Annotated in this window: 18 protein-coding genes; 4 read left to right on the top strand and 14 right to left on the bottom strand. The window is 66.0% G+C overall.

Features of this window, described 5'->3' with window-relative positions; all coding sequences use genetic code 11:
* A partial coding sequence (locus ABWY06_RS07525) for a 3'-5' exonuclease (protein ID WP_353924944.1) occupies positions 1-1,123 on the bottom strand: 1,123 nt, incomplete at its 3' end.
* A gap of 93 nt (positions 1,124-1,216) precedes the next feature.
* Positions 1,217-1,966, bottom strand: a complete 750-nt coding sequence (locus tag ABWY06_RS07520) for an alpha/beta hydrolase (protein ID WP_502948167.1) — start codon at positions 1,964-1,966, stop codon at positions 1,217-1,219.
* A gap of 164 nt (positions 1,967-2,130) precedes the next feature.
* On the opposite strand from ABWY06_RS07520, the gene ABWY06_RS07515 reads away from it, so the two are divergent.
* Positions 2,131-2,820 carry a DUF4197 domain-containing protein gene (locus ABWY06_RS07515; protein WP_353924942.1) on the top strand — a complete coding sequence of 230 codons (690 nt, stop codon included), beginning with the start codon at positions 2,131-2,133 and terminating at the stop codon, positions 2,818-2,820.
* Positions 2,821-3,237: 417 nt separating this feature from the next.
* On the opposite strand, the gene ABWY06_RS07510 is transcribed toward ABWY06_RS07515, so the two are convergent.
* From ABWY06_RS07510 to ABWY06_RS07500, 3 genes are all read right to left on the bottom strand, one after another.
* A complete protein-coding gene (locus ABWY06_RS07510) occupies positions 3,238-3,564 on the bottom strand; it encodes a GIY-YIG nuclease family protein (RefSeq protein WP_353924941.1) in 327 nt (108 codons plus the stop codon).
* 875 nt (positions 3,565-4,439) lie between these two features.
* The gene (locus tag ABWY06_RS07505; protein ID WP_353924940.1) at positions 4,440-7,520 is read right to left on the bottom strand and encodes an efflux RND transporter permease subunit; all 3,081 of its coding nucleotides are present in this window, start codon (positions 7,518-7,520) and stop codon (positions 4,440-4,442) included.
* Between the two features lie 3 nt (positions 7,521-7,523).
* A complete protein-coding gene (locus ABWY06_RS07500; RefSeq protein WP_353924939.1) occupies positions 7,524-8,627 on the bottom strand; it encodes an efflux RND transporter periplasmic adaptor subunit in 1,104 nt (367 codons plus the stop codon).
* Between the two features lie 94 nt (positions 8,628-8,721).
* Between ABWY06_RS07500 and ABWY06_RS07495 the strand changes: the two genes are divergently transcribed.
* The gene (locus tag ABWY06_RS07495) at positions 8,722-9,375 is read left to right on the top strand and encodes a TetR/AcrR family transcriptional regulator (protein WP_353924938.1); all 654 of its coding nucleotides are present in this window, start codon (positions 8,722-8,724) and stop codon (positions 9,373-9,375) included.
* Between the two features lie 328 nt (positions 9,376-9,703).
* Here the strand turns inward: ABWY06_RS07495 and ABWY06_RS07490 are convergent, their stop codons facing one another.
* Positions 9,704-10,483, bottom strand: a complete 780-nt coding sequence (locus ABWY06_RS07490; protein ID WP_353924937.1) for a class I SAM-dependent methyltransferase — start codon at positions 10,481-10,483, stop codon at positions 9,704-9,706.
* A 135-nt stretch (positions 10,484-10,618) separates the two neighbouring features.
* Here ABWY06_RS07490 and ABWY06_RS07485 point away from each other — a divergent pair, with 135 nt between their 5' ends.
* Positions 10,619-11,386 (top strand): SPM autocatalytic domain-containing protein, encoded by a 768-nt coding sequence (locus ABWY06_RS07485; RefSeq protein WP_353924936.1) that lies wholly within the window; start codon positions 10,619-10,621, stop codon positions 11,384-11,386.
* Positions 11,387-11,617: 231 nt separating this feature from the next.
* Here ABWY06_RS07485 and ABWY06_RS07480 read toward each other — a convergent pair whose 3' ends face one another.
* The 5 genes from ABWY06_RS07480 to tsaB form a co-directional block, all read right to left on the bottom strand.
* The gene (locus tag ABWY06_RS07480; protein WP_353924935.1) at positions 11,618-12,307 is read right to left on the bottom strand and encodes an extensin-like domain-containing protein; all 690 of its coding nucleotides are present in this window, start codon (positions 12,305-12,307) and stop codon (positions 11,618-11,620) included.
* A gap of 10 nt (positions 12,308-12,317) precedes the next feature.
* Positions 12,318-13,148 (bottom strand): isocitrate lyase/PEP mutase family protein, encoded by an 831-nt coding sequence (locus tag ABWY06_RS07475; protein ID WP_353924934.1) that lies wholly within the window; start codon positions 13,146-13,148, stop codon positions 12,318-12,320.
* Between the two features lie 201 nt (positions 13,149-13,349).
* Entirely contained in the window at positions 13,350-14,210 is an 861-nt protein-coding gene (locus tag ABWY06_RS07470) for a DUF72 domain-containing protein (RefSeq protein WP_353924946.1), read from the bottom strand.
* Between the two features lie 8 nt (positions 14,211-14,218).
* Positions 14,219-14,560, bottom strand: coding sequence for a hypothetical protein (locus tag ABWY06_RS07465; protein ID WP_353924933.1), 342 nt, complete (start codon positions 14,558-14,560; stop codon positions 14,219-14,221).
* 191 nt (positions 14,561-14,751) lie between these two features.
* Entirely contained in the window at positions 14,752-15,432 is a 681-nt protein-coding gene (tsaB, locus tag ABWY06_RS07460) for a tRNA (adenosine(37)-N6)-threonylcarbamoyltransferase complex dimerization subunit type 1 TsaB (protein WP_353924932.1), read from the bottom strand.
* Between the two features lie 184 nt (positions 15,433-15,616).
* Between tsaB and ABWY06_RS07455 the strand changes: the two genes are divergently transcribed.
* Positions 15,617-16,474 (top strand): UbiA family prenyltransferase, encoded by an 858-nt coding sequence (locus ABWY06_RS07455; protein ID WP_353924931.1) that lies wholly within the window; start codon positions 15,617-15,619, stop codon positions 16,472-16,474.
* 180 nt (positions 16,475-16,654) lie between these two features.
* On the opposite strand, the gene ABWY06_RS07450 is transcribed toward ABWY06_RS07455, so the two are convergent.
* From ABWY06_RS07450 to ABWY06_RS07440, 3 genes are read right to left on the bottom strand one after another with little or no spacing between them, the layout of a single operon-like run.
* Complete coding sequence (locus ABWY06_RS07450; RefSeq protein WP_353924930.1) at positions 16,655-19,315, bottom strand: PEP/pyruvate-binding domain-containing protein; 2,661 nt, start codon at positions 19,313-19,315, stop codon at positions 16,655-16,657.
* 32 nt (positions 19,316-19,347) lie between these two features.
* Complete coding sequence (locus ABWY06_RS07445) at positions 19,348-20,247, bottom strand: phosphatidylserine decarboxylase (RefSeq protein WP_353924929.1); 900 nt, start codon at positions 20,245-20,247, stop codon at positions 19,348-19,350.
* An 11-nt stretch (positions 20,248-20,258) separates the two neighbouring features.
* Complete coding sequence (locus ABWY06_RS07440) at positions 20,259-20,813, bottom strand: CDP-archaeol synthase (RefSeq protein ID WP_353924928.1); 555 nt, start codon at positions 20,811-20,813, stop codon at positions 20,259-20,261.
* Position 20,814: the final 1 nt, after the last annotated feature.

Below are 20,814 nucleotides of genomic sequence, written 5' to 3'. Positions count from 1 at the left end.
AAAAGGCCGCCACCGAGCCACCGCTGCGGTCGACCGGCAGGCCGGTGACACAGGCGCGCTCGAGCAGAAAGGTCAGCAGCTCGGTCTTGGCGAAGATCCGCGTGACCAGCTCGCAGTCCTTGAGGTTGTAGCGGGCCAGCGCCGGCTTGTCCTCGGCGAACATGCGGTTGATTTCGTCCATGCGCTGGTAGGGCGTGGCGATGTCCTTGCCCTCGCCGAGCAGGGTCTGGGCGACGTTCTCCAGGCTGAAGGAGGGAAAGCTCCAGGTTGCCGAACGCAGCGCCTCGATGCCGTCGATCAGCAGCCGCCCGGCCGCATCGGCGAAATGATGCTTGCCCTGCCCCTGGGTGCGCCAGCCCATGGCGCTGCCGTCGCGCCCCAGCCGCAGCGGCACCTGCAAACGCTGGGCATGCTCGTGCAGCACCCGCAGGTCGAACTGCACCAGGTTCCAGCCGATGATCGCGTCGGGGTCATGGCGCACCAGCCACTGGTTAAGCCGCTCCAGCAGCAGGGCGCGGCTGACGCAGTATTCCAGGTCGAAATCCAGCGGCGTGTCCGGACCGTTGGCCGGCCCGAGCATATAGACCTGGCGCTGGCCGCAGCCTTCCAGGGCGATGGAGTAGAGCTCGCCCTGGGCGGTGGTCTCGATGTCCAGCGACACCAGCTTGAGCCGCGGCCGGTAGTCCGGCGCGGGCTTCATCTGCCCATCGAGCAGCAGTCCACTGGCGTCCGCGGTGCCGCCAAAGGCCACCGGCGCGGTGATAAAGCGCTCCATCAGGTAACGTTCCGGCGGGCGGATATCGGCCTCGTAGACCTCGACACCGGCCTCGCGCAGGCGCTTGTCCAACTGGATCAACTGACGATGCTGCTGGCAGTACAGGCCCAGCACCGGACGCTGCTCGAAATCACGCAGCGCCAGCGGACGCAGCTCGACCTTGCGCTCGCCGCGCAGCACGGGCTCGGCCCAGTCGCGCTGCTCGACGGGAATAAACGCCACCGAAGGCTGGAGTGGCAGGCGCAACCGGCGCGGCCCCTGGTCGGTGGCCAGCCAGAACTCCACTTCGGTGCCCGCCGGCGTGTCGCGCCAGTGGCGGGTCAACACGAAGCCCTGCTGTAACTCCACCACGGCGTTCTCTATGACGGGTTCGGCCGACCATTCTACGGGGCCGGGCCGCGGTTTACCCGTATTAACCCGGCAGTCCCTTACTCGCCCAGGTCAGCGCCTGGCCGGCAGCGAGCCCAGCAGTTCCAGGTAACGCGGGTACTGGGACAGGTCGTTGTGGTCGGCGCCCTCCACCACCGCCAATGACGCCACAGGGGCGGCAAACTGGCTGAGCAGCCGCTCGGTGCTGGCGCGCGGAATGATCCGATCCTCCGAGGCGGCGATCAGCAAGGTCGGTACCCTGATCGACGCCGCGTACTGCCAGGACAGGTATTTGTCCTGCAACAACCAAGACACCGGCAGCCAGGGAAACTGGCCGGCGGCGATCTCTTCCAGGCTGTTGTAGGGGGTGACCAACACCAGGCCGGTCGCAGGCCGCTGGCTGGCCAGGCGCACCGCCACGCCCGAGCCGAGGCTGCGACCTACGACCAGGATGTCCGGATGTTCACCGCGCACCTGGTCAAAAAGTGCCTGGGCATCGCGCTGGTTGGCCTCCTCGGAAGGTGCCCCGGCACTGCCGCCAAAACCCCGGTAGTGCAGCAGGTACAGCGCATGGTCGGGAAAGGCGCGGCTGAAGGCCGGCAGGTTCAGCGACACGTCCTCGGCATTGCCGCCGAAGTAGATCAGCGCCTTCGGCCCGGCGTGTGGGCGGACCGTTACCCGCAGCAGGGTGTCGTCGACCACCAAGGTCATCAGGTGGTCCGTATCGCCCAGCGAGCGCGGCTGGGGGAAATAGATCAGCTGCCGCTGAAAGGCCCAGAGCCCCGCACACAGGCACAGGTACAGGACCAGCAACACGGCCATCAGCCACAACAGGGGACGGATCACAGGGCGCTCCACGCCGTTATCGAGCTCGGCAGAATGGGCGAGCGCGGCGTTTTCGGCAAGCACACCGGCGGCAGCGGGTTTGCCTGGAAGCAGGGCTCCGTTAAGCTGGCCACACCCCCTTCGGTTTTAAGGATGCCGCCATGTTCCGCCCTGCCCTGCCCTTTGCCACGCTGTGCGCCGCCCTGCTGTTGTCGACCCAGGCCTGGGCCATTTCCCTCGCCGACCTCAGCCAGCAGGATGTCAGCGCCGGCATAAAGGACGCCCTGACCCAGGGCGCGCAGATCGCGGTCAAGCAACTGGCCAAGCCCGGCGGTTTCAGCAACAACCCCGAGGTGCGCATCGAACTGCCGGGCAAACTCGGCAAGGCGGCGAAAAAACTCAAGCAGTTCGGCTTTGGCGCCCAGGTCGATCAGTTGGAGCTGAGCATGAACAAGGCCGCCGAAGCGGCCATGCCCCAGGCCCAGGCGCTGCTGGTGGAGGCGGTGAAGAAAATGACCGTCGAGGACGCCAAGACCCTGCTCACCGGCGGCGACGACTCGGCCACGCGTTACCTGGACAAGACCAGCCGCGAGCAGATCCGCGCCAAGTTCCTGCCCATCGTCAAACGGGCCACCGCCCAGGTCGGCCTGGTGCAGCAATACAACGGCTTCGCCAGCCAGGCGGCGACCTTTGGGGTGGTCGACGCCAAGAGCGCCAATATCGAAAACTACGTGACCGAGCAGGCGCTGAACGGCCTGTTCGAGATGATCGCCGAACAGGAAGCCAGCCTGCGGCAGAACCCGGCCGGCGCAGCGACTGGCCTGGCCCGGAAGGTGTTCGACGCGCTTTAACGCCCAACCTGCGCGCTCGCCAGACCTGGATTCCCGCCTGCGCGGGAATGACGGGATCTGGGAATGCGTGCATGTCCTTTGGCCCGGACGGCTACTCGGCAATCCTGACGCCTGCGCCTCGGCCACTCCTGCAACGTATTTCTCACAGCCTCGTCATACCCGCGAAAGCGGGTATCCAGGACGGTGATCACGCCCAGCGAGAGACGCCAGCCCCCTGCTGGATTCCCGCCTGCGCGGGAATGACGGGGTCTGGGAGTGCGCGTGACGCCTTAGGCCCTGCCGACCATGGGGTGAGCTGCAGCAGACTGAAGACCGCACCATTGCGGCAACCGCAACCCGCTCGTTCATTCCCGTCATACCCGCGAAAGCGGGTATCCAGATGCTACCTGTCGTCAATACCTCAGGTGGGGCGGCACGTCATACGGCCCCAGGCGGGTCTTCAGCGGGTGCTGCTATGCCGACGATTTGCGGCCATAAATCCAGCCAGCTTGGATTGCTACGCTCGATCAAGCACAGTTTCCAATCGCGTCGCCATTGCTTGATGGCTTTTTCCCGGCGGATGGCGCTCAGCATGCTTTCGTGGAGTTCGTACCAGACCAGGCGTTTCACCCTGTACCGCTCGGTAAATCCCTCAGCCTGGACCTGGCGATGTTGCCAGACACGCTGAATCAGGTTGGAGGTCACTCCCGTATACAGCGTTCCGTTGCGTTTACTGGCGAGGATATAGACGGCAGGTTGTTTCATCGACGCAGTCCTTTGCGCGGGTTTGCGACACTTCCGTCGACTTCCGGCTTTGCACAAAGGTCGGAGAACAACGGCTGCGGGCAAGGATAGTCGCCCTTCAGCCGGCGAGGTCTCCGGCACACCGACACCAGCGGCCCGACAGCCGCTGCGCCGCATTTCCCCTGAGACTTCGTCATACCCGCGAAAGCGGGTATCCAGAACGCTGGTCAAGCCCAACGAGAGACGCCAACCCCTACTGGATTCCCGCCTGCGCGGGAATGACGGGTTTTGTAGGTTTGCATGTCTCTTCCAGCCCCGCTTCACTCGCGAAAGCCGGTAACCAAGGCGGTGATCAGGCACAGCGCGTGACACCACCCCCCTACTGGATTCCCGCCTGCGCGGGAATGACGGAATCAGGGAGTGCGCGTAACGCCGTTGGTCCTGATGGCAGAAAGCCCCCCCTGAAACATGCGCCCCGGCAACTGTTACACCCTACTTTCCCAAAGCCCCGTCATACCCGCGAAAGCGGGTATCCAGGGCGGTGACCGTGCCCAGCGCGTGACGCCAGCCCCTACTGGATTCCCGCCTGCGCGGGAATGACGGAATCAGGGAGTGCGCGTAACGCCGTTGACCCTGATGGCAGTAAGGCCCCCTGATACATGCGCCCCGGTAACTGCTACACCCTACGTTCCCAAAGCCCCGTCATACCCGCGAAAGCGGGTATCCAGGACGGTGACCGAACCCAGCGCGTGACACCAGCCCCCTACTGGATTCCCGCCTGCGCGGGAATGACGGAATCAGGGAGTACACGTGACGTCTCTGACCCTGCCGGCGGCGTGAGCAGGGGGGTATAAAAAAGCCCGGCCAAAGGGCCGGGCTTTTACGGGAACACCAATTTAGACGGCGTGCCGCGGCTCTTGCTTGACCCGGAACCAGCCGGCGTAAAGCGCCGGCAGGAACAGCAGGGTCAGGGCCGTGGCGACGATCAGGCCGCCCATGATGGCCACCGCCATCGGGCCGAAGAACACGCTGCGCGACAGCGGGATCATCGCCAGCACCGCCGCCAGGGCGGTCAGCACGATGGGACGGAAACGCCGCACCGTGGCCTCGATGATGGCGTGCCACTGGTCCAGGCCGCCGGCGATGTCCTGTTCGATCTGGTCGACCAGGATCACCGAGTTACGCATGATCATGCCCGACAAGGCGATGGTGCCGAGCATGGCCACGAAACCGAACGGCTGGTTGAACAGCAGCAGAAACAGGGTCACGCCGATCAGCCCCAGGGGCGCCGTGAGAAAGACCATGGCCGTACGCGAGAAGCTTTTCAGCTGCAGCATCAGCAAGGTCAGCACCACCACGATAAACAGCGGCACGCCAGCGTTCACCGAGGCCTGGCCGCGGGCGGAGTCCTCGATGGTGCCACCGACCTCCAGCAGGTAGCCGTCGGGCAGTTGCGCGCGCACCCCATCCAAGGTCGGCATGATCTGCATGACCAGGCTGGCGGGCTGTTCCTTGCCGTAGACGTCGGCGCGCACGGTAACCGTGGGCAGGCGATTGCGATGCCAGATGATGCCTTCCTCGAAACCGTACTCAAGGGTAGCGATCTGCGACAGCGCGACGCTCTGGCCGCTTTTCGTGGGCACCGCCAGGCTCGGCAACTGACCGAGTTCCCGACGCTCGTCCGGCGTGCCGCGCAGCAACACCTCGATCAACTCGTTGCCTTCGCGGTATTGGCTGACACTGGAGCCGGTCAGCGAGCTGCGCAGGAAACTCGACAGGTCGGCGGTGCTGACACCCAGCGCCCGCGCGCGGTCCTGATCGATATTGAGGTGCACCACCTTGCTCGGCTCTTCCCAGTCGAGGTGGACGTTGGAGACATGCGGATTCTCGCGCACCTTTTCCGCCACCTGGCGCGCCAGGGCACGGACTTCGTCGATCTGCTCGCCGGTGACCCGGAACTGCACCGGATAGCCCACGGGAGGGCCGTTCTCCAGGCGCGTGACGCGGGTGCGCAGGGTCGGGAACTCTTCCGGCAGGCGCTCCAGCAGCCAAGTGCGCAAGGTCTCGCGGTCCTCGATGGTCTTGGCCAGTACCACGAACTGCGCCAGGCTCGCCGCGGGCAGTTGCTGGTCCAGTGGCAGGTAGAAGCGCGGTGAACCGGTGCCCACGTAGGACACATAGTTATCGATGCCCGGGTGGTCCTTGAGCATGGCCTCCAGACGTGCCACCTGTTCGGCGGTGGCGGTCAGCGACGAACCCTCGGCCAGTTTCATGTCGATCATCAGCTCCAGTCGACCGGAGGCCGGGAAGAACTGCTGGGGAACAAAACGGAACAGGACGATGGAGCCGATAAACAACGCGACGGTCAGCAGAATAACGGTCTTGCGCCGACGCACGCACCACTCCACCACCGCCCGCACGCGCTGGTAGAACCGCGTGCCGTAAGGGTCATGACCGTGCTCGTCGCCGCCGTGCTTGGCCGCGTGAATCTTCGCCAGGTCCGGCAGCAGCTTGGCGCCCAGGTAGGGTACGAAGACCACCGCGGCGACCCAGGAGGCCAGCAACGCCAGGGTCACCACCTGGAAAATCGAGCGGGTGTATTCGCCGGTGCCCGACTGGGCGGTAGCGATCGGCAGAAAGCCGGCGGCGGTGATCAGGGTGCCGGTCAGCATCGGGAAGGCGGTGCTGGTCCAGGCGAAACTGGCGGCCTTGAGCCGGTCGTAGCCCTGCTCCATCTTGATCGCCATCATCTCCACCGCGATGATCGCATCGTCCACCAACAGGCCGAGGGACAGCACCAGGGCGCCCAGGGAAATCTTGTGCAGGCCGATATCCAGGTAGTACATGGCGGCGAAGGTCATCGCCAGCACCAACGGAATCGACAGGGCCACCACCAGGCCGGTGCGCAGGCCCAGGGAGAAGAAACTCACCAGCAGCACGATGATCAGCGCCTCGGCCAGCACCCGGACAAACTCGCCCACCCCGGTCTTGACCGCCGCGGGCTGGTCGGACACCTTGCGCAATTGCATGCCGGCCGGCAGGTTTTCCTGCAGCCGGGCGAAGTCTTTTTCCAGCGCCTGACCGAGCACCAGGATATCGCCGCCGGGTTTCATCGACACGGCCAGGCCGATGGCGTTTTCGCCCATAAAGCGCATCAGTGGCGCGGGTGGGTCGTTGAAACCACGGCTGACCTCGGCCACATCGCCGATGCGGAAGGTCCGATCGCCGACCCGGATCGGAAAGTCGCGAATTTCCTTGACCGTCTCGAAGCGGCCGCTGACGCGCAGCTGCACGCGGTCGCTGCTGGTCTCGAAGAAACCGGCGGCCGACACCGCGTTCTGCTCTTCGAGCGCCTGCTGCACGGCGGCCAGGGGCAGGCCCAGGGTGGCCAGCTTGACGTTGGACAGCTCGATCCAGATCTTTTCGTCCTGCAAGCCCAGCAGTTCGACCTTGCCGACATCCTTGACCCGCTGCAGCTGCAGCTGCACCCGGTCGGCGTAGTCCTTGAGTACCGCGTAGTCGAAGCCTTCGCCGGTCAGGGCATAGATATTACCGAAGGTGGTGCCGAACTCGTCGTTGAAAAACGGCCCCTGCACGCCCTGGGGCAAGGTCTGGCGGATATCGCCGACCTTCTTGCGCACCTGGTACCAGAGCTCGGGGATGTTGCGCGAGTTCAGCGAGTCACGGGCGATAAACGTCACCATGGACTCGCCCGGACGGGAAAAGGAAATGATCTTGTCGTAGTCACCGGTTTCCATCACCTTCTTTTCGACACGCTCGGTGACCTGGCGCGCGACTTCCTCGGCGCTCGCCCCCGGCCAGAGGGTGCGCACCACCATGACCTTGAAGGTGAAAGGCGGGTCTTCGCTCTGGCCCAGCTTGGTGTAGGACAGCGCCCCGACGACCGCCATCAGCAGCATGATATAGAGGACGATCTGGCGGTTGCGCAGCGCCCATTCGGACAGGTTGAAGCCCATGGGTTACTCCTTCGCCGCCAGCTTGACCGTACGATTTTCGCGGTCCACCGGCCGCACCTCCTGGCCTTCGCGCAGCACCTGCACACCTGCGGCGACCACCCAGTCGCGTGCCTTCAGGCCCTCGAGCACAGGCACGCTTTTCTCGCCGTAGGGGCCGACCCGCACCGGGGTGCGCACCAGCTTGGACGTTGCCGGATCGACCACCCAGACATAGGGTGCGCCGGCTTCGGCGGTCAGCGCCGACAGCGGCACCGACAGCGGCACCACGCCGTCGGTGGCGATAAATACTCGCGCGCTCTGGCCCAGCTCGGCCGGGATCTGGCCGTCGGCGAACGCCACACGGGCGGCGAAGGTGCGCGACTGCGGGTCGGCCGCCGGGGCCAGCTCGCGGATACGCCCCGGAAACCGTTGACCGGGCTGCGACCAGAGTTCCACGGCCACCGGCTGATCGATCTTGAAGCGTTCGAACGCCTGCTCGGGCAGGCTGATCAACACTTCCCGCTCGCCGTCGGCCGCCAGGGTAAAGACGGTCTGTCCGGCGGCGACCACCTGGCCGACTTCCACCAGGCGCTTGGACACCACGCCGGCCTGGTTGGCCCGCAACACGGCGTACTCCGCCTGGTTGCTGGCCACGTTGTATTCGGCACGCACCTGCTTGAGGCGCGCTTCGCCGGAACGGTAGAGGTTCTCGGCATTGTCGTACTGCGAACGGCTGACCAGTTGGCGACCGAGCAGGGTCTTGTAGCGGTCACGCTCGGTGCGCACCAGTTGCAGGTTGGCCTCGGCCGCCGCCACTTGGGCGCGGATGGCTTCGAGTTGCAGGCGCACATCCTGGGGGTCGAGTTCGGCCAGCACCTGGTTCTTGCCGACCCGGGCGCCAACATCCACCAGGCGCTTGCTGACCTTGCCGCCGATGCGGAACGCCAACTCGACTTCCAGGCGGGCATGAACCTCGCCCGGGTAGACGTCCATCGACTCCGTTGCCGGCTGCGGCTGCACCACCATGGCCGGGCGCACCGGGGTCGGCACCGTTTCGCCGTTGCCGCAGGCGATAAGCAGAACACTGAGACTCACAGGCAGAGCGAGGGACAAGGCATGGCGCAACATGATGAATAACCTTTCGCGAATAACGCTAGGAATACCTATACTGGCGAGTATAGTAAAAATAGCAAACTCATCAGTCCAGTATTAAAACGCAAAAATGCCGAATAAAGCCTCATTACCCAACGGTCCCGGCCGTCCCAAGGACCTGGCCAAGCGCCAGGCGATTCTGGACGCGGCGAAAATCCTGTTTATGCGCCATGGCTACGACGGCAGCAGCATGGACGCGATCGCCACCGAGGCCGGCGTGTCCAAGCTGACGGTGTACAACCACTTCACCGACAAGGAGACGCTGTTCGCCGCGGCGGTCAAGGCCAAGTGCGAAGAGCAACTGCCCGGGCTGTTCTTCGAACTGGCCGAAGGCGCGCCGATCGAGTTGGTGCTGAGCAATATTGCCCGCGGCTTCCAGGCCCTGATCAACAGCCGCGAGTCCGTCGAACTGCACCGGGTGATGGTCAGCGCCGGCGACCCCAAACTGTCCCAGGGCTTCTACGAGGCCGGCCCGCAACGGGTACTGACCGAGATGGAAAGGCTGCTGCAGCGCGCCGACCAGGCCGGCAAACTGCGGATCGACAACCCCGAGAGTGCGGCGGACCAGTTTTTCTGCCTGGTCAAGGGCGGCTGCAATTTCCGCCTGCTGATCGGCTGCCCGGAACCGCAGTCCAGCGAAGAGGCGGAGCAGCATGTGCAGGACGTGGTGGCGATGTTTATTCGCGCCTATGCGCCTGGACCCGAGCCCGCTTCTCGAGGCTGAATCCACCCGTCTTATCCGCGCAGGCCGGTGTTTGGAGACTTCGGCGCACCTGGGTTCCCGCCTTCGCGGGAACGACGGGGCAATGACCCGGCGGAGCGGTTCCCATCCTCGCGGAAACGACGCTGGAACTGCCTTATCTCCCCCCACCCGACCTCCAGACCCGTCATACCCGCGCAGGCGGGTATCCAGAGATTTAGCCGCACCCGGATTCAGGCCTTGGCGGGAAAGCAGTAAACGGTAGGACGTACAGCCGCAGGCAGTACGCCAGGGGGTTCGCCAGCCGTCGGGCATCTGGCGGGGTAGTGCCAAAGGACGCGCCGAGGCCGCCCTACCCCTTCAGGGCTTTTTTCGGGTAGATATCGTAGCGGCTCGACTTGCCATCCAGCGCGTAAGCGGGTTTGGCGCCTTCGATGATCGGCGCCTTGCGCGGGCGCTTGACCACCACCCGATGGCTGGCCAGGGCCAAGGCCGCGGCCAGCAACGCCGGGGCGTCCAGGTCGTCGCCCACCAGCGGACGGAACAAGCGCATCTCCTTTTTCACCAGGGCGCTCTTGTCGCGGTGGGGAAACATGGGGTCCAGGTAAATCACTTGCGGCGGCTCGCCCTGCCACTGTTCCATCAGCGCGATGGCGTTGCCGGTCAGCAGGCGCATCTGCGCGGCGATCGGCCCGACCTCGCGGTCCTGGCGCGCCCGCAGCAAGCCGTCCTCGAGCAGCGCGGCAACCAGCGGCTGGCGCTCGATCAGGGTCATGCCACAGCCCAGGCTGGCCAGTACAAAGGCATCCCGTCCCAGTCCGGCGGTGGCGTCCAGCACCTGGGGCCGCACGCCCGGTTGCACGCCCACCGCCTTGGCGATCATCTGGCCGCTGCCACCGCCGAACAGGCGCCGATGCGCCACCGCGCCCTCGACGAAATCCACCCGCACCGGCCCGGGTGCCTGGGGCCCCACTTCCACCAGTTGCAGACCCTGCTCGCCCAGTTGCAGCACGAAGTGCGCCTCGCCCGCCAGCGGCAACGCCAGGCGTTCGGCCCAGGTCGCAGCGGCCGCGGCGAATGCCGGCGCCAGGGCCTCGACCCGGACAGTGGTGATGGAGGGAGCGTCACTCATAAAAATCCACTCGAAAAAAAGCCAAACGAACCAAGAAAAACCCGAAAAAACCATTCAACCCAACGGCAATGCGGTCGATAACCTGGGCAGCGGCATTCTGCCAGACCCGGCGTCAATCGGCCGCACGAGATCGCCATGATCGATGCAATCTTCGCGGCCCAGGGCCGCCTGCCCCCCCAACGCGGCCGCGATGTGCCGGCGGCCGTCAGCGATTCGGTGGACTACCAGATCCTGCGCCGCACCCTGATGCCCGACGCACCGGATGTGCAGGCCGCGGCCGAGGAGCTGAACCAGGCCAGTACCGCACCGGCGCCTTCCGGGTCGAGCGACCAGGGTGTGCAGGTCGCGCAGTTCCAGGCAGTGATCGATCAACGTGACCTGCAATTGAACGTCAGCGCCTCGGTCCGCCCGCAACGCACCGATCCGCTGGCCCTGGACCTGGCCGGCAACGGCTTCGCCACCCGCGGCCTGGAGGCGCCGGTGACCTTCGACCTGGACGCCGACGGGCGCCGCGACCAGATCAGCGTGCCCACCGGCGACGATGCCCTGCTGGCCCTGGACCGCAATGCCAACGGCCGCATCGATGATGGTCGCGAGCTGTTCGGCGACCAGCACGGCGCCGCCAACGGGTTTGCCGAGCTGGCCAAACTCGACGACAACCGCGACGGCCGCCTGGACCTGCAGGACGCGCTGTTCGAGCGCCTGACCTTGCTGCGCTTCGACGACCAGGGCCGCCAGCACAGCCAGTCCCTGGCCGAAGCGGGCGTCAGCGTGATCCATTTACAGCACCAGGAGGTCAAGGTGGCCCTGGGCGCCTATGACGAGATCGCCCAGCTGGGCCGCTTCGATTTCGAGGATGGCCGCCAGGGCCAGGCTGCCGACTTGCTGCTGTCACGCCGCTAAGGCGTTTTTTCGGAACCTGCGTTGGTCCACCTTGGCCGGCGAGCGGCGCAGCCGGCGCACCCACCCATTCAAACGTGGGTCGGCCATCGGCAGATGCCCTCTTGCGACTCGGTAAGCAGGCGCCGGGAATAACGTGCGGGTTGCACCCGCCCTACCCGAGCGCCATCGGACTCGCCGAAGCGCTTTCGTACGGTGGCTGCATCCGCCAGGGTCACTGTAGGCGGCACCCCCTCAATGGCAGAGGCGCCAGCCACCCATATCGACATGCAGATGATCGCGGTGGGCGGCGTTGTAGGCCGGCCCCAGGGTGATATTGAACGAGCGGCAGGCCCCCGCGTGCACCTGGCGCAGGAAGCGCGCGGCACGCTCGTCACCCTGCCAGTCCCTGGCCAGGGTGATGCGCTGCCCGTCGGCCAGGCGAAAACCGGCGATATCCAGGGCATTGGCCGAGGCGTGCTGGCTGGTGCGGGCGCTGCCAGCGATGGCGCGGCAGGCGAAGCTGCCGAAATGCTCGAGCTGGCGCACCGGCTGGCCAAACGCCGCTTGGGCAGCGGGCTGCAGCTCGTGCTGCTCGAACAGGGCGAAGGCCACCGCCAGCGGGCAACTGGCGATAAAACTGCTGCTAAAGGCCAGGTCCGCGGACTGCAGGCGCAGGCTGTTACGCAAGGGGCAGCGGGCCGTAGGCGCACTGTCCGGCAGCGGCGTGTAACGCAAGCTGGAGGTGGCCAAGGCCTGAGTGCAGAGCGCGGGGTCACGGCCCAGGCGCATCAGTTTGAAGCCGGTTAACAGGTTGGGCGGCAATCGCACGTCCAGGGGCGCCCAGGGATTCCACTGCGGCGCAACCGCCCAGATGCCACGCCAGTGTGCCAGGGCCGCCACCAGCAGCAGCGTCAGTAGCAACAGGACAGTCAGCCGCCGCATGCCGTCTCGATTAGCCGCGAAACAGCGCGTTCAGCCGATCGAACGGCATGGCCCGTGCGCAGTAGTCGAAGGTGCCCGGTCCGTTGATCTCCTGCGCGGCCTGCAGGACCGCGCCAAAGGCCGCCCGCGCCAGGGAACCGCCGACACTGATACGCCGCACGCCCAGCTCGGCCAGTTGCGTCACCGACAACTGGACGCCGCTAAGGCCCATCAGCACGTTGACCGGCCGCGGCGCCACCGCCTGCAGCACCGCGCGGATATCCTCCACGCTGCGCAGGCCCGGGGCGTAGAGCACATCGGCACCGGCCTCGGCATAGGCCTCCAGCCGGCGCAGGGTGTCGGCCATATCCAGCCGCCCATGCAGCAGGTTCTCCGCCCGGGCGGTCAGCACAAAGGGAAAGGGCAGGCCGCGCGCGGCCTCGACCGCCGCGCGCACCCGCTCCACGGCCAGCTCGAAGGGGTAGATCGGCTGGTCGGCGCGGCCGCTCGCATCCTCGATCGAGCCGCCGACCAGGCCTGCGGCCGCGGCCTGGCGAATGGTTTCGGCACAGCCCTCGGGCGCATCGGCAAAGCCATTTTCCAGGTCGGCGGACACCGGTAAGGCCGTGGCCTCGACCATGGAGCGCGCATTGCTGAGTATCTCGTCACGGGACAGCGCACCCTCGGCATCCGGCCGCCCCAGGGCAAACGCCAGGCCGGCGCTGGTGCTGGCGATGGCCTTGAACCCCAGGGACGCCAGCAACTTGGTCGACCCGCCATCCCAGGCGTTAGGCATGACAAAACACTGGCCGGCCTGGTGCAGGGCCTGAAAGGCCTGGGCGCGTTGCAACTGGGAATCCATGATCGTGCTCCATACGAGTCAAAAACTCGACCTTAGCCCAACCGCGCGCGCGACCCAAGCCTTAACGAAGGCCAAAAAACTGCGCGGGGACGGGCTTGGCTCCCTGCCCGCCACGACGGAGCGCCAGAGTGTAGTGGTGGTTAATGATTTTCTCTCCGCCGCCGCCCCGCACGGTGGCTGGACTAGGCCTTCCACGGGTTTCTAAAGCAAGTCCAACTGCTCGGCGGCAGCGGGCAGGCTCAACTCGGGCAAGGCCGGCAGCCCGGGCAGGCGCTGGCCCAATTGCTGATGGAAACGCCGCGCCAGCTGCGGCGCCAGGCGGTTATCCGGGGTGTGCAGGAAAACGCACGGAACAAGCCCCAGCTCGATCCAGGCGGCGACCTTGTCCAGCCAGGGCGCCATAAAGCTGTCATTGGCCGCCAGTTCCGGATGGCCGATAAAACGCAGCTGGGGCGAACTACTGAAGGCCGTCGGCCGCAGTGGCAGCCGCGGCTTTTTGGCCTGGGCATGGCGCACCGCCGGATCGTCCCAGCCACAGCTGAACAACGCCCGGGAATCCAGGCAAATGCGCTCGACGCCGCGGTCCAGCAACAGGCGATTGAGCGCCCGTTCCTCGTCACCCTTGCTGAAAAACTGTGGATGGCGTACCTCCACCGCCAGGGCCGTGTCGCCCCATCCCTCGAGAAAAAACGCCAGCTCGGGCAAACGGGCCGGACCGAACAGCGCCGGCAGTTGCAGCCAGTAGGGCGTGACACGCTCGCCCAGCGGTGCCAGCAGCTGGCGAACGCTCAGCGCCGCCTCCAGCTGCTCGCGCAGGTCACCGCCGTGACTGATGTCCCGGTGCAGCTTGGCGCAAAAGCGAAACCCCTGGGGCATCGACGCGGCCCAACGGCGCACGGTGTCCGGCGCAGGGCGGGCGTAGAAGGTGGTATTGCCCTCGACGGCGTTGAACACCTGGGCATACAGCCCCAGAAAATCGGGTTGGCGGGCGTCCAGCGGGTAGAGGTCACCGCGCCAGGCGGCGTCGCTCCAGGAGGGGCAACCGAGGTAATAGGGCAACATGGTGGAGGTCACGCGTAGAGGTCGAGGCCCAATACTTCCTGGGAATCCGCCTCGGCGCCATAACGCGCGGTACTGGTGTAACTGGCCAGCGCCTGGGCGGCGCGGTCGTTCAATGCGGCCGTCTTGTACAGGTCCTGGGCACGGGCCGGCAAGCTGTCGGTGCTGGCATTGGCACCTTGCACGCGCCGCGCCTGGGGCAGGGTTTCAAAACCCTGGGTGCTGGACGGCGAGGCAGGTTGTTCACGGCGCTGCTCGACCTCGCGCTGGACGTCGCGAAAGGGCGTGACTGCGGTACCCGGTCGGGTCGCGCGGTCCAGCGAAGGTGAAGTGGTGAATCCGTCGATCCGCATGGGTGACAGTCCGGCCTGCTCGAACAAGAGGGAAGCAATGGAGAATTGCTGCAAATCTAACGGGACCGCGCACGCTTAGCAATGGCACTTGGCCCGGCGCGGAAAAAAGCAGATGTGTGGTTGGACGCGAGTCGTGACGCTTGGCCGATACCGCTGCGTCAGCGGGCGCCCCACCAGGCCACGGGCTCCGCCTAGCGTTCCGCCTTGGGCGTGGCAACCTTGTCCCGCAGGTACACCGGCTGGGCCTCATCGGCCGGCAGGGCCTCGCCCCGGGCCCAGGCGAACCCCGCCAGGCTCAGCAGGTCCTGGGCGTGGGGCAGCAGCTGCGGCGCCTGGCCACAGGTCGCCAGCGGGATGCGCGGGCCGAAGGTGCCCCAGCCGGTGCCGGCGCCGAACCAGTCGCCCGTCGCGTCACGGGGCAAGGCCACCGCTTCGGGGGACAGCACCGCTTCCACGCCAACCAGCTGCATTTCGCCCTGCGCCTCGCGGTAGCAGCCCCAGTAGACCTCGTCCATCCGCGCATCGATGGCGGCGGCGACCTGGTGCGCGCCCTGCTCGCGCCAGGCGCGCTGGGCCAGTACGGCCAGGTTGGACACCGGCAACACCGGCCGTTCCAGGGCGAATGCCAGTCCCTGCACCACACCGACGGCGATGCGCACCCCGGTGAAGGCACCAGGGCCGCGACCGAAGGCGATGGCGTCGACCGCCGACAGGGCCACGCCCGCCTCGGCCAGCAGTTCGCGAATCATCGGCAGCACTCGCTGGGCATGCAGGCGTGGAATCACCTCGTAGTGGCTGAGCACCCGGCCCTCGTGCAGCAGGGCGACGGAGCAAGCTTCGGTGGCAGTGTCCAGGGCCAGCAAGGTGGTCATCGGCGGGTCCGCGTTCAAAAAGGTGGGGCAGTATAAACCCAGCGCGCGCGCACCGCTCGGCTAAGGGAGCGGACGGCTCACCGGCAAGGCAAACGCGGCCGGTAGGGGTAGACTCGGCACTTTCACGCCGACCCCCACCGGGCGCCGGCTCGGCACCCACCCGCTGACAGCCTGGAGTCCTTCGATGGTCCACGCGGTACTTCTGTATGCCCGGGAGCGCAGCCCTCTGCTCCTGACCGCGCTCCTGTCCTTGCTGCTGTTCGCCGCCGGCCTGCACGACTTCGCGGTCGAGCCGCTGCTGTTTTTCCGCGGCTGGCTGTCCATGTGCCTTCTGCTGTTTCTGCTGCGCGTGAGCGACGATATCTGCGATATCCCCCTCGACCGCCTGGCCCACCCCGAACGCGCCCTGTGTTCGGGCCGCGCCCCGCTGAACCGCATCAACGCCTTTCGCGCCCTGGCCGTGCTGTGCCTGCTGGGGCTGCAGATCGGCCATCCCGCAGCCCTGCTGCTGGTCACCCTGACCCTGGTATTTTTCAGCCTGTTTTTCAGGTTCAAGCCCGACCTGCACCCGTTGCTCCATACCGCGTTACTGGATGGCGCCCTGGGCCTTTTCCCGCTCTACGCCGGCCTGCTGCTGTATGGTGAAATAGGGACGGCTCAGCTGCTGATGGGGGCTTTTATCTGGCTGGGAGCCCTGGCCCATGACTATGCCCACTCGGTGCCGGACCGCCGCGACAGCGCCGTGCAACGCCTGAACGCGATCACCCGGGTCGAACCGGCGCTGTTGGCGTGCCTCTCGCTGCTGCTGTTTGTGCTCAGTGCCGGGGTTGGACTGCGGCTGGCGTGCTCGAATGGCCTGCCCTGGGGCTTTCTCGGCGGCCTGCTGCTGATGACCCCGCTGATCCTGCGCCTGGAATACCGGCTGCTGCGCCGGCCCTGCGCCGAAACCGCCAAACCGTTCTATATCACCGGTTTCCTGTTTTTCCTGGTGCCGATCCTCGGGCACCTGGGCGACCTGGCCTGGGGGTACGCCAGGGCCTAGCGGCTGTGCGTGGTGCTCAGGCTGCGCTCTGCGCGACTGACCTACCCGCGCAGGCGGGTAGCCAGGTTGGCGGTACGGCCCTGGCGCAAGTCGCCCCCCTCACCCCAACCCTCTCCCGCGGGGAGAGGGGGTGGTCCGCCGCTACGCCGTCATACCCGCCCAGGCGGGTATCAAAGTGCATCAGGACGCGGCCGCGGGATGGATCTGCACCTCGCCGGTGCTGCCATTGATGGTCAGGGTGGCGCCATCCTCGATCAGTTGGGTAGCGTTCTTCACCCCGACCAGGGTCGGAATGCCCAGTTCGCGGCCGATGATCGCCGTGTGCGACAGCAGGCTGCCGCGTTCCGAAATCAGCCCGGCCGAGATCACCATCAGAAACACCCAGCCAGGATCCGTGCTCTCGGACACCAGAATTCTGCCCTTCACCTCGGCCGCGCCATTGGGGTCACGAATGACCCGGGCCTGGGCGGTGACCAGGCCGCTGGAGCAACCGGTACCGCGCAGCAGCCCCGAGCCGGCATGGGGCTCGAGACGCTTCTCGGCCAGGAGATTGGCATAGACGGTGCCGCGGGTGAACAGCCGGTCCTGTGGGTCCGCCTGCCGCCAGGCGTCGGCCTGGCCTTGGCGATACCGCACCAGGCCCTTGAGATCGCCGTTGGGGGAGCAGCCCTTGCGGTAGGCCTCCAGCTCAGCGAGGGTCAGGTAGAAAATATCTTCTGGCCGTTCCAGGCGTTTTTCCTCGACGAAACGCCGGCCAATCTGCTGCAGCGTGGTGCGGAAAAACGAAAAGTGCAGCCCGCGATCCAGGCGTGTCGCTTCCCGGTAGGCCACCGTCTGCCGGGTTTTTTTCAGCAGCCACCGCAGCAGGCCTTTACCGCGAATCGGCTGCAGATGCTGGTTAAACAGTGCATCGGCATCGTCCTGTTCGGTGCGCGTCGGCGGACCGGCCGTGGCGGACGCCAGGATGATCCGCAGCAGGTGAAAGGGGCTTTCCCGAAACGTCTGCACCTCCATGATCAGCTCCTTGGGCGCACGATGCCCATAGAGCTGCAGGTGGCTCTGCAGCTGTTGCCGGAACGCGCCGAAGCCCTTTTGATCCAGGCGCCGGTAGAGGCTGTCGACCTGGTTCTGCTCGGGCTCGTCGAGGAGCTGGGTAAGGGCCTCGGCCAGCGCCGCCTGTTGCTGGACCGTCGCGGCCAGCGCCAGCATCGACTCCACCGGCTTGGTACTGTCGATTTGCTGGTTGGCCAGCAGCCGGTTGAACAGGTTGTCGGCGTCGGGGATACCCCGGCGATGGAACTGCTCGCGGGTCACCGCCATAAAGATCATGGCGAAAAAATCGTTGAGGATCGGGATGCCCATGCTGCGGGTAAAGCGCTTGGAAGCGCGCGTCAGGTGGCCGATCAACTGGTCCGAGGACAACTGCTCCAGGTCCAGGCGCTCGAACTCCCGGCGAATTTCGCCGGTGATCTGGAAATACTCGCGGATCAGCCGATCGTGACGGAGCAGGTTACGGATAAAACACAGCGGAAAACGCAGCCACAGCTGCACGCGCTCCCACGCGGTGATTCTCTGGTCGTCCAGCGCGTCGGCGAACGAGCTTTCGCTGCCGATCATCTGTTCGAAGTAGCGGATGATCTTCTGGGTAAAAAACGGCACCACCAGCAGGGTGCGGTACCAGTTGCTGATGTTGTAGTAGGCACGGCCCTGGAGATAACCGACCAGGTGCTGCAGCACGTCTTCGCGCTTGCGCACCACCGAGGCCGGTATACCGCAACGGATCAGGGCTTCGCGCATGCACTGGTAGTAATCCAGATGCAGCACCGAGAAGGTCATCGGCAGGATCACGCCCGGGTAGCTTTCGATGATATTGCTGTTGTCGAAGACCCGCTCCTGGCCCTGGGGAATGGTGGTGATCGGCCGCGCCTGGAGGATATGCAGCTGGTCCTGCTCGTCGAAGGCCCACTCGATATCCTGGTAGTGGCTGTACAGCGTGGCGATCTTCGTCGACTGGCCGATCAAGGCCTGGCGTTGCCCGGCGTCCAGCACCGGCGCGCCGCGCTGCTCGGCCGGCACGGCGAAAAACTCGGTGCCGCCGCCGACGCCGTAGCCGATCCCGCGCAGTTTCTCGTTGACCTGCAGCGTCCAGCTGCCGTCGAGCCTGTCGAAGTAGTACAGGTCGGTTTCGACCTTGTCGGCGACTATGCCCTCGCCCAAGCCGTAGCCGGCGGCGATCACTTGCCGGTGCAGCGCGCCGTGCGGATCGGCCTGGAACAGCACGCCGGCGCTTTTGGCCGCCACCATGCGCTGGACGATGACCGATACCGGGTTGTCCAGGGGGTCGCGGTGCATCCGGCGCATATAGATCAGCACGCCGGGGTCGAAGGCGCTGGCCCAGCAGGCCTTGATTCGCTCGACCACCTCTCCTGCGGCGACGTGCAGCCAGGTGCTCAACTGCCCGGCGAAAGAACTGGTCTGGGCGTCCTCGTTGGCCGCCGAAGAGCGCACCGAGAACGAGCCCCAGCAGCGCAGCTGCGCCAACTGGGCTTGCAGCTCGACCTCGGCCGCGCGCGGCAGCTCACAGCCCATCACCAGCGCCTTGATCCGTGCCGAGGCCAGGCCGAGTCGCTGCGCATTGTCATAGTCGCACTCGCCGAGCAGCTGCCGAATAGCGGGCAACAACCCCTGCAGCGACTCGCTGAAGGCCCGGCTGGACAAGCAAAGAAAGGCCGGCACCGGCACTCCGTGCCGCTGCAGATGGAACAGGTTGCGCGCCTTGCCGCCCAGCCCCTGGGGAGGCTCTGCCTGGACGTTACCGGCATGGAAGATATAAGGCGTCATGGTCTCGACTGCTGAGGGAAATGGGGAAGGCATCAAGGTAACGCCGCAATCCGGGTGCCGACCTTGACCAGTGTCTCGAGGTGCCGGGCACTGTTGTCGATCAGGTCCGGGTCCAGGGCAGGGCCGCCCGGCCCCCAGAGCAGCACCAGGGTCGAGCCGCCAAAACGGAAATAGCCTTTTTCCTGGCCCCTCGCCACCGGGCCGGGCCGGTGGGTCTGGACAATGGTGCCGACGGTCAGGGCACCGACATCCACCAGGTACAGGGTGCCGAACAGCGGCGTCTCCAGCTGGCTGACCACCCGCTTGTTGGCGAAGCTGCGGGCGCCGGCGGCGAGGGCGATGGGGTGCACCGACTCCAGCTGGCCAGCGATGGCGCGTGACGCACCGACCCGGCCGTCGGCCGGGAAATGAAAGCGGTGATAGTCCTTGGGTGCCAGGCGCACCACCACGGCACAACCGCCCTCCACCTCTGCCGCCGCCCGCGGACAGCCCAGCAGCTCGGCAATCGACACCCGCTGCTGCTTGACCCGCAGGGCCTGCCCCTCCAGCCGCGGGTAGACCAACACCCGACCATCGGCGGGCGCCAGCAACGCCTTGGGATTGGGGTCCAGGGGCCGCGCGCCGGGCTTCAGACGACGGCTGAAAAAATCGTCCAGGGAGCGGTACTCGGCCAGCGATTTCTCCGCTTCACCGGCATCGATGCCGTACTGGCTGACAAAACGCGGAATCGCGTCACGGCTGCTGCCAAGGCGCTTGGTCAGGCCATTGAGCCGGCTGAACCAGGGCCGTGTCACGAACAGGCGACGCAACGCACGCCCCCAGAAAGTGCCGTAGAGGAAATTCAGCTCGGCCTCGCCGTAGATGATCTCCGCTTCCCGGCGCCCGCTTTCGCGGTCGTGGTAATACAGGGTCGCGGGGCTGCCCTTGTCCATAAGCGGCCCCTTCAAAATGGCTGCTTGCGCAGGCCGAGGCTGTACAGCAGCAGGTTGATCACCAGGTGCAGCAAGGGCCCCAGCAGGATAAACGCGAGGATCACCCACAGCCCCGGGTTCAACAGCAGCCAGTACACCAGCGCACAGCCGATGGCGGAGTCGGCCTGGTCCATCAGGCCGAACCAGAACGCGTGGCGTTCCGGCTGCTTGCCCGGTTGGATATTCAAGCGGCGCTTGATATAGGAGTTGGGCAGCTCGGCCAGCACATAACCGATGCCCAGCGCGAGGCCGAGCAGCCAAGGGTTGAGGCCGACCAGGCTGGCCAGTAGATGCTCCGCCAGCAGCGGTTCGAGCCACTGCGCCAGATAGACCCCGGGCACCGTGGCCAGGGGCATGACCACTATGCCGCGCCAGGTCTTGTTGGCGCCGAAGGCCGGCTGGTTGATCGGCACGGCCAGCGGCGCCAGCCAATGGCGACTGACCACCAGCATGTGCAGCGAGCCGGAGAGGATCAACGGGATCATCAGGTACAACGCGGTGAGCATGGCATCGAACAGCGTGAACATA

The sequence above is a fragment of the Pseudomonas sp. genome (assembly GCF_040514055.1).
Lineage (GTDB): Bacteria > Pseudomonadota > Gammaproteobacteria > Pseudomonadales > Pseudomonadaceae > Aquipseudomonas.
This window is presented reverse-complemented; position numbering and strand designations above follow the sequence as displayed.